Raw genomic sequence first — 6,805 nt, 5'->3', positions numbered from 1 at the left:
GGTGCCGACCTACGGTCGGCACCGCCCGGTCCGCCAGGGCGGCGATCAGCCGCCGCGCAGATTGCCCAGGCGCGGCGTGCTGCGGCCCAGCGGCATCTTCAGCTTGCCGATCGACAGGATGCGCGCTTCGGCGATCCGGTCGGCGGCGCGCTGCGGGGCGATGTTCTCGCGCTGCGACAGTTCGAAGATGCGCGTCAGGTTGTGGTAGATGCTGCGGATCAGCCGCATCGCGCGCTCGCGGTTGTAACCGTCGATTTCCAGCGACACGTTCATCACGCCACCGGCGTTGACCGCGTAGTCCGGCGCATACAGGATGCCGCGCGCATGAAGCTCGTCGCCGATCTCCAGGCTGGACAGCTGGTTGTTGGCGGTGCCGCAGATGATCTTCGCCTTGATCCGCGGCAGGGTGTCGGCGTTGATCGCGCCTTCCAGCGCGCACGGCGCGAACACATCGGCGTTCACTTCGTGGATCTCGTCCGGCTTGACGGCCTCGGCGCCGAAATCGCTGACCGCACGATCCACCAGCGCGCTGTCCAGATCGGTGACATACAGCTTGGCGCCACGGTCGCGCAGCAGCTTCACCAGTTCCATGCCGATATGGCCCAGACCCTGCACCGCGATGCTGGTCTTGCCCACTTCCTCATGGCCGAACTTGAAGCGCATCGAGGCCATCAGCGCCTGCAGCGCGCCATAGGCGGTGAACGGGGCCGGATCTCCCGAGCCGCCATGGACCTGGTGCACGCCGGTGACGAACTGGCTCTCCAGGTAGATGTTCTCCATGTCGTTGACGTCGGTACCGACATCCTCGGCGGTGATGTAGCGACCGCCCAGCGAATCGACATAGCGGCCGAAGGCGCGGAACAGCACTTCGGTCTTGTCGACCTTGGGGTCGCCGATGATCACCGCCTTGCCGCCACCGACATTGAGACCGGCCAGCGCATTCTTGTAGGTCATCGTGCGGCTCAGCCGCAGCACATCGGCCAGCGCATCGTCGGTGCTGGCGTAGGGGCGCATGCGCACCCCGCCCAGGGCGGGGCCCAGGGTGGTGTTGTGGATGGCGATGATCGCCCGCAGGCCGGCATCCTGGTTGTGGCAGAACACCACCTGTTCGTGGCCGGTGGTTGCGAGGGTTTCGAATAGCATGGGGTCTCCGATGGCGCGATCTGCGGTGAACTGCGGCGAACTGCCAATGAACGGTAGGGTCCGAAAACAAAAAAAGCGACGTCGTCGGTACAGGGGGACGGGTCGCGCGGCGCCATTCTAGTCCATTCGCCCGGGATATGCCGTCGACGCCGGAGGCGCCCGGGTTAAAGAAGATGAAAGTGCGGCCGATGCTGCGACGACGGCAGGTGGCCGGATGTGATGAAGGCGCAGGCAGTGGCAGCAGCAGGACAACGACAGGATGGGCGGCGATGACCGCAGCGTGGTGGCGATCCGTGCTCCGTTGGCTGTCGCGGCTGAGCGGGCAGGCCCCGGCACGCCTGGCCGCAGCCCCCCGCCAGGCCGTGGCTGCAGCGGCGGCCAGCCTGCAGGGTGACGCCTTGCCGGCGGCCGAGGTCGCCGCTCACCTGCAGCGCGGACTGCATGCGCTGGCCCTGTATCCGCGCTTGGCCGGCGAGCCCGCCGAGGTCAGCGCATCGGGTCTGGCCGAGGCGGTGGACCGCGCGCTGCAGGACCGCGACTGGGCCACCCGGCAGCTGCCGCGGCGCCCGCAACTGCTGCCGCAGCTGATCCAGACGGTCAATGACGACGTTGCATCGGCGCGGGTGATGGCGGCGATCATCGGCCAGGATCCGGTGCTGACCGGCAACCTGCTGCGGATCGCCAACAGCCCGGCCTACAAGGTGCACGAGCGGCCCGTGGAAAGCCTGCAGCGGGCGGTGACCCTGGTCGGCACCGAAGGCGTGCGGCAGATCATCAGCGCAGTGCTGGTGCAGCCGGTGATGCAGGTGCAGTGCGAGGTGTTCCCGCAGTTCAGTTCGATCATCTGGGAGCACGCGCTGCTGGCTTCGCGCGCGGCCGCCGACCACGCGCGCACGGTCACCTTCGGTGATGCCTTCGCGGCGCAATGGCTGGGCCTGGTGCAGGGCCTGGGCGCGGCGCTGGTGATGCGGCAACTGCTGCAGGAAGCGCAGGCGCGCGGCGAAGAGGTGGAGCCGGCGCTGGCCCTGCAGTTGCTGCAGCAATGGTCACTACCGCTGGCACAGCGGGTGGCTGCCGCCTGGGAACTGCCCGAACCGGTGCATCAGGCCCTGGCGCCTGACGCTGACGGTGCGCTGGCCGACAGCCTGCGCCTGGCCAGTGCCGCTGCGGCGGCCAGCCTGCTGTGCCGGCACGGGCATGCCAGCCAAGGCCGCATGCTGGCCTTGCTGGAGCAGTTGCCGGCAGCGCCGCCGCACGCGCTGCGCTGGATCTGGCGGCGCCTGCACGGGCGCAATGTGGAGACCCTGGACGAGAGCCTGCACGGCGATGACGAAGGGCCCGCCCGCTGATCGTTACAGCTGGGATTCCAGCGGCAACCAACTGATCACCCGCGCCGTCCAGCGCTTGTCGAGGCTGCTGCCGGGCTCGGCTTCGACCCAGTGCGGTGGTGGCTCGCGCTGCAGCCAGCGCAGTTCGTCATCAGCGCCCAGTGCCAGCCACCAGCTGTGTTCCGGGCTGGCCAGACGCAGGTACTCCGCGCGCAGCTGCGCGCCCAGTACCGGGTCGTCGAACAGCACGCCCATCTCGGTGTTGAGATAGGCCGAACGCGGATCGAGGTTGAACGATCCGACGAAGCCGCGTTGGTCGTCGACCAGCAATGCCTTGGTGTGCAGGCTGGCGCCACTGCTGCCGAACAGGCTGCCGTCACCGGTCTGGCCGCTCGCCTTCAGTTCGTACAGCTGCACGCCGGCCTTCAGCAGCGGCACCCGGTAGCCCATGTAGCCACCGTGCACGGCGGCCACATCGTTGGCCGCCAGTGAGTTGGTCACCACGCCGACCTGGGCGCCACGACCGGCCATCGCCGAAAGGCCGTCCACCCCTTCGCTGCCCGGCACGAAGTACGGCGAGATCAACAGGGCCTTGTAGCGCGTCGACTGCAGCTGCCGGACCAGCTCGGTGACCAGCCAGTCGTCGTGCGCATCGCCGTGGTGCTTCATCGGCGGATCGGACATGATCCGTACCTGCGTGCTCCAGTGCAGCGGCTGCGGGCTTGCACGCTGGCGCTGGCGCGACTCGGCCACGCGCTGCAGGTACGGTTGCGCCTGCGCATGCAGCGCGTCCAGATCGGACTGGCGTACCAGCTGGCGCAGCTGCGCATCGGTGTAGGTCGCCAGCGCCGAGATCGGAATCGCCGCGTCGCTGTTCCAGTAGTCGTCGAAGATCTGGTTGGCCTGCTGCACGGCCGGGCCGGCCACCACCAGGTCCAGGTCCTGGAAATTCACGTCGCTGCGCGCGCTGAAATATTCCTCACCGATGTTGCGGCCCCCCACGATCGCGATGCGTCCATCGGCGATCCAGCTCTTGTTGTGCATGCGGTGGTTCACGCTGAAGGCGCGTTGCACCAGCTCCAGCGTACGGGCGATACCGCTGCGGTTGCGGAACGGGTTGTACAGGCGAAGCTCGATGTTGGGATGCGCATCGAGTGCCATCATCAACGCATCCTTGTCCTTGGCGTTCATGTCATCGAGCAGGATGCGCACGCGCACGCCACGTTCGGCAGCGTCGTACAGCGCCTTGGCCATCAGGTGGCCGATCAGGTCGTCGTGCCAGATGTAGTACTGCAGGTCCAGGCTGCGGCCGGCATGTTCGGTGATCATCGCGCGGGCAGCGAACGCATCCATGCCATCGCTGAGGAAGGCCACGCCAGACTGCCCAGGATGGGCAGCCTGCAGGGGCATGATCTGTCGATCGATGGGCGTCTGCGCAGGCTGCAGTGGCAGGACCTGCGACGCTTCACCGCGCGCTTGTGGGGTCAGGTGGTCGGCCAGCAGCAGGCCGGACAGGACCAGCAGAAGCAGGGCGGCGATGATGATCGCGGCGACGCGCAGCAGGCGTCGCCATAGGGGTTTGCGCAGACTCATGACGCCGATGGTAGATCCACACCACGCGTAGATCCACGCCACGCCTGGACGTAGATCCACGCCATGCGTGGATGAAACACCATCAGTAGATCCACGCCATGCGTGGATGAAGCGCCGTGACTCAGAACCGCTCGTCGCTGCCCAGGTAGCGCCACTGGCCCACGGCCAGCGGACCCAGCGCCACACGGCCAATGCGCAGGCGGCGCACCGCCACAACCTGCAGGCCGGCAGCCGTCACCGCAGTCCTCAGCCCCTTCGCAGTCAGCCCCTTGCCTGCAAAGCGCAGGCGCTGCTCGCTCTGCCAGCTGACCTTGGGGCCGCCGGCTTCATGCTGCAGCCGGGCCATCAGCCACGGGCCACGTTCCGGGCCGCCTTCAGCCACTTCGACCAGATATTCCTGTTCGGTGCGGCCCAGGTTGCGCTGCAGGTGCGCGAGCACCGCCGGATCCTGGCTGACCACCACCAGCCCGTTGTCGTCGGCCGGCAGCGAGGAGGCCAGCTGCAGGCCGTGGAAGTGCCGCTGCAGTGGACGGATGTCACTGGCGTCCAGCTCGCTGCGGGTCTCGGTGCGGATCAGCGCGCACAGGGCGTCGGCCGGTACGCCTGCCGGTTTGTGCAGCAGCATGCTGGCGCGCTCGGCCTTGCTGTCGCTGGCCTGTTCGGCCACCACGATGCTGGCGGTCTCGTCCACCGGGCGTTGCGGCTGTTCCACCACCTCGCCATCGACGCTGACCCAGCCGCCCTCGATATAGCGCCGCGCTTCACCACGCGGGATGCCGAGCAGGGCGGACAGGCGTTTGTCGAGTCGGGTCGGTTCCATGGCGAAAGGTCGGGCAGGGGGCGCGCAGTGTAGCCGCTACGCCGGCTCAGCGCTGGCTACGGTTGGCCAGCTCGGTCAGGTACAGCCGGGTATCGAACTCCAGCTGCAGGTAATCGGGCTCCATGTGCTGGCACAGCTGGTAGAAGGCCTTGTTGTGGTCGGCCTCCTTCAGATGGGCCAGTTCATGCACCACGATCATGCGCAGGAAGGCGGCTGGCGCCTGCCGGAACACGGTAGCGATGCGGATCTCGCGGCTGGCCTTGAGCCGGCCACCGTGCACCCGGGAAATGGCGGTGTGGGTGCCCAGGGCGTGCTTGATGACCTCCAGCGTGTTGTCGTAGCAGACCTTGTTGAGCGGTACCGACTTGCGCAGGTAGCGGTCCTTCATGTCCTGGGTGTAGTCGTACAGCTGGCGGTCGTTGCGCACCTCATGCGGGTCGGGGTAGCGCTGCTGCAGCCACGGGCCGAGCTTGCCCTGTGCCAGCAGGTCGCTGACCTGGGCGACCAGGGGTTCGGGGTAGCCGGTGAGGTACTTCAGTACAGCCATGCAGGGGCGTCGGCGCGTCGGTAGAATGGGGCATCCAGGATTACACGCGGTACGTATCGACCATGGCAAAGCCCAACGCGCTGCAGGAACAATTGCTCAAGGCCGGCTTGGCCAAGAAGTCGCAGGCCAGCGCCGCCGCGCGTGAACAGGCCAAGGCCCGCCAGGGCAAGGCCGAGTCGACGTCGGCGGAAGTCCAGCGTGAAGCTGAACGCGCTCGCGCCGAGAAGGTCGAGCGCGACCGCGCGCTGGCCGCCGAACGCAACGCGCAGGCCAAGCTGGCTGAACAGAAGGCGCAGGCGAAACAGATCATCGCGGCCCACGCCGTGCCGCACAAAGGCGAGGACGAGTACCGCTTCAGCGATGGCGCGGTGATCCGCACCCTGTTGATCGATACCAAGCTGCGCAAGGCGCTGTCGGTGGGCGTGCTGGTCATCGTGGCCCACGGCGACGGCTACGCGGTGCTGCCGCGCGCGGCGGCTGAAAAAGTGCGCGAGCGCGCCCCGGAAGCGATTGTTGTCGACCATGGCACGCCCGGCTCCAGCGCCGAGATTTCCACCGGCAACGCCGAGGACGACGCCTACTACGCCCAGTTCCAGGTTCCCGACGACCTGGTCTGGTAAGGCGGCGCTGAACCGGCCGCAGCGTCCGCCGGGCATGGCCCGGCGCTGCCGATTGCGGCGGGGTGTATCGTCCCCATATCAGGCGACACCCCTGCGGAGGATGGCCATGGCTACCGGTTGGGCCGGAGATGGCGCGGTCCAGGACCAGATCGACGCCACCGTCGACGATGCGATTGCCCGCGCGCGGCGCCAGCTGCGCCAGGGCCCGGGACTGGAACACTGTGAGGAATGCGACGCGCCGATTCCGTTGGCGCGGCGTCAGGCAGTGCCTGGGGTTCGGCTGTGCGTGAACTGCCAGCAGGCGCACGACGAAGAGGAACAGGCGCAGAGTGGCTACAACCGGCGCGGCAGCAAGGACAGCCAGCTGCGGTAAGGGTGTTCGGCAGGGCTGCGCCCTGCACCCGCCGAGGCAACATCAACTTCAACGTCAAAAGCGGGCATTCCGTGGGAAGGCGGGGCGGTGCCGGATTGCGGGGACGCCGCAAGTACGTCCCTGTAGGCTTGGCAGCCGCATCCATGCGGCTGACACCCCGCAATCCGACACCGCCCCACCTCTGACAGTTTCCTGATGTCTGTTGGATCCACGTGCGCGTGGATGAATTTCGATGGAAATCGAGTATTTCGATATCGGATCGAACAGCATCCACGCATGGTGTGGATCTACGTGTCGACCAAGGTCGACACCCACCAAGGGCAGGCCATGCCGTTCCGACAGCTCGCGGAAAACTGTCGAAGGCGGGGTGGGGGCGGTGGC

At 67.4% G+C, this 6,805-nt stretch carries 7 protein-coding genes; 3 read left to right on the top strand and 4 right to left on the bottom strand.

What is annotated here, in order from left to right; genetic code table 11:
* Nucleotides 1-45: 45 nt before the first annotated feature.
* Complete coding sequence (locus ACFX4F_RS20515) at nucleotides 46-1,143, bottom strand: Glu/Leu/Phe/Val dehydrogenase dimerization domain-containing protein (protein ID WP_099818951.1); 1,098 nt, start codon at nucleotides 1,141-1,143, stop codon at nucleotides 46-48.
* 269 nt (nucleotides 1,144-1,412) lie between these two features.
* Between ACFX4F_RS20515 and ACFX4F_RS20510 the strand changes: the two genes are divergently transcribed.
* Nucleotides 1,413-2,492: an HDOD domain-containing protein gene (locus ACFX4F_RS20510; protein WP_380658197.1), complete on the top strand. Its 1,080-nt coding sequence runs from the start codon at nucleotides 1,413-1,415 to the stop codon at nucleotides 2,490-2,492.
* A 3-nt stretch (nucleotides 2,493-2,495) separates the two neighbouring features.
* On the opposite strand, the gene ACFX4F_RS20505 is transcribed toward ACFX4F_RS20510, so the two are convergent.
* The 3 genes from ACFX4F_RS20505 to ACFX4F_RS20495 form a co-directional block, all read right to left on the bottom strand.
* On the bottom strand, nucleotides 2,496-4,064 hold the full coding sequence (locus ACFX4F_RS20505) for a phospholipase D family protein (protein ID WP_380658195.1): 1,569 nt from the start codon (nucleotides 4,062-4,064) through the stop codon (nucleotides 2,496-2,498).
* A gap of 121 nt (nucleotides 4,065-4,185) precedes the next feature.
* Complete coding sequence (locus ACFX4F_RS20500) at nucleotides 4,186-4,884, bottom strand: RNA pseudouridine synthase (protein ID WP_380658193.1); 699 nt, start codon at nucleotides 4,882-4,884, stop codon at nucleotides 4,186-4,188.
* A 46-nt stretch (nucleotides 4,885-4,930) separates the two neighbouring features.
* Nucleotides 4,931-5,431, bottom strand: coding sequence for a M48 family metallopeptidase (locus ACFX4F_RS20495; protein ID WP_380658191.1), 501 nt, complete (start codon nucleotides 5,429-5,431; stop codon nucleotides 4,931-4,933).
* A 62-nt stretch (nucleotides 5,432-5,493) separates the two neighbouring features.
* Here ACFX4F_RS20495 and ACFX4F_RS20490 point away from each other — a divergent pair, with 62 nt between their 5' ends.
* Nucleotides 5,494-6,051 carry a DUF2058 domain-containing protein gene (locus tag ACFX4F_RS20490; RefSeq protein ID WP_375069744.1) on the top strand — a complete coding sequence of 186 codons (558 nt, stop codon included), beginning with the start codon at nucleotides 5,494-5,496 and terminating at the stop codon, nucleotides 6,049-6,051.
* Between the two features lie 106 nt (nucleotides 6,052-6,157).
* Entirely contained in the window at nucleotides 6,158-6,424 is a 267-nt protein-coding gene (locus tag ACFX4F_RS20485; protein WP_025879161.1) for a DksA/TraR family C4-type zinc finger protein, read from the top strand.
* Nucleotides 6,425-6,805: the final 381 nt, after the last annotated feature.

It is taken from the genome of Stenotrophomonas sp. YIM B13575, assembly GCF_042787595.1.
In the GTDB taxonomy this organism is placed as follows: domain Bacteria; phylum Pseudomonadota; class Gammaproteobacteria; order Xanthomonadales; family Xanthomonadaceae; genus Stenotrophomonas; species Stenotrophomonas lactitubi_B.
Note: the sequence above shows the minus strand (reverse complement) of the source record. Positions and strands in the feature narration are given on the sequence as shown.

Bases quoted from the DNA above. Each gene is read 5' to 3' on its own strand.
- ACFX4F_RS20505 (WP_380658195.1), bottom strand. From the start codon at position 4,064: ATGAGTCTGCGCAAACCCCTATGGCGACGCCTGCTGCGCGTCGCCGCG.
- ACFX4F_RS20515 (WP_099818951.1), bottom strand. From the start codon at position 1,143: ATGCTATTCGAAACCCTCGCAACCACCGGCCACGAACAGGTGGTGTTC.
- ACFX4F_RS20510 (WP_380658197.1), top strand. From the start codon at position 1,413: ATGACCGCAGCGTGGTGGCGATCCGTGCTCCGTTGGCTGTCGCGGCTG.
- ACFX4F_RS20500 (WP_380658193.1), bottom strand. From the start codon at position 4,884: ATGGAACCGACCCGACTCGACAAACGCCTGTCCGCCCTGCTCGGCATC.
- ACFX4F_RS20495 (WP_380658191.1), bottom strand. From the start codon at position 5,431: ATGGCTGTACTGAAGTACCTCACCGGCTACCCCGAACCCCTGGTCGCC.
- ACFX4F_RS20490 (WP_375069744.1), top strand. From the start codon at position 5,494: ATGGCAAAGCCCAACGCGCTGCAGGAACAATTGCTCAAGGCCGGCTTG.
- ACFX4F_RS20485 (WP_025879161.1), top strand. From the start codon at position 6,158: ATGGCTACCGGTTGGGCCGGAGATGGCGCGGTCCAGGACCAGATCGAC.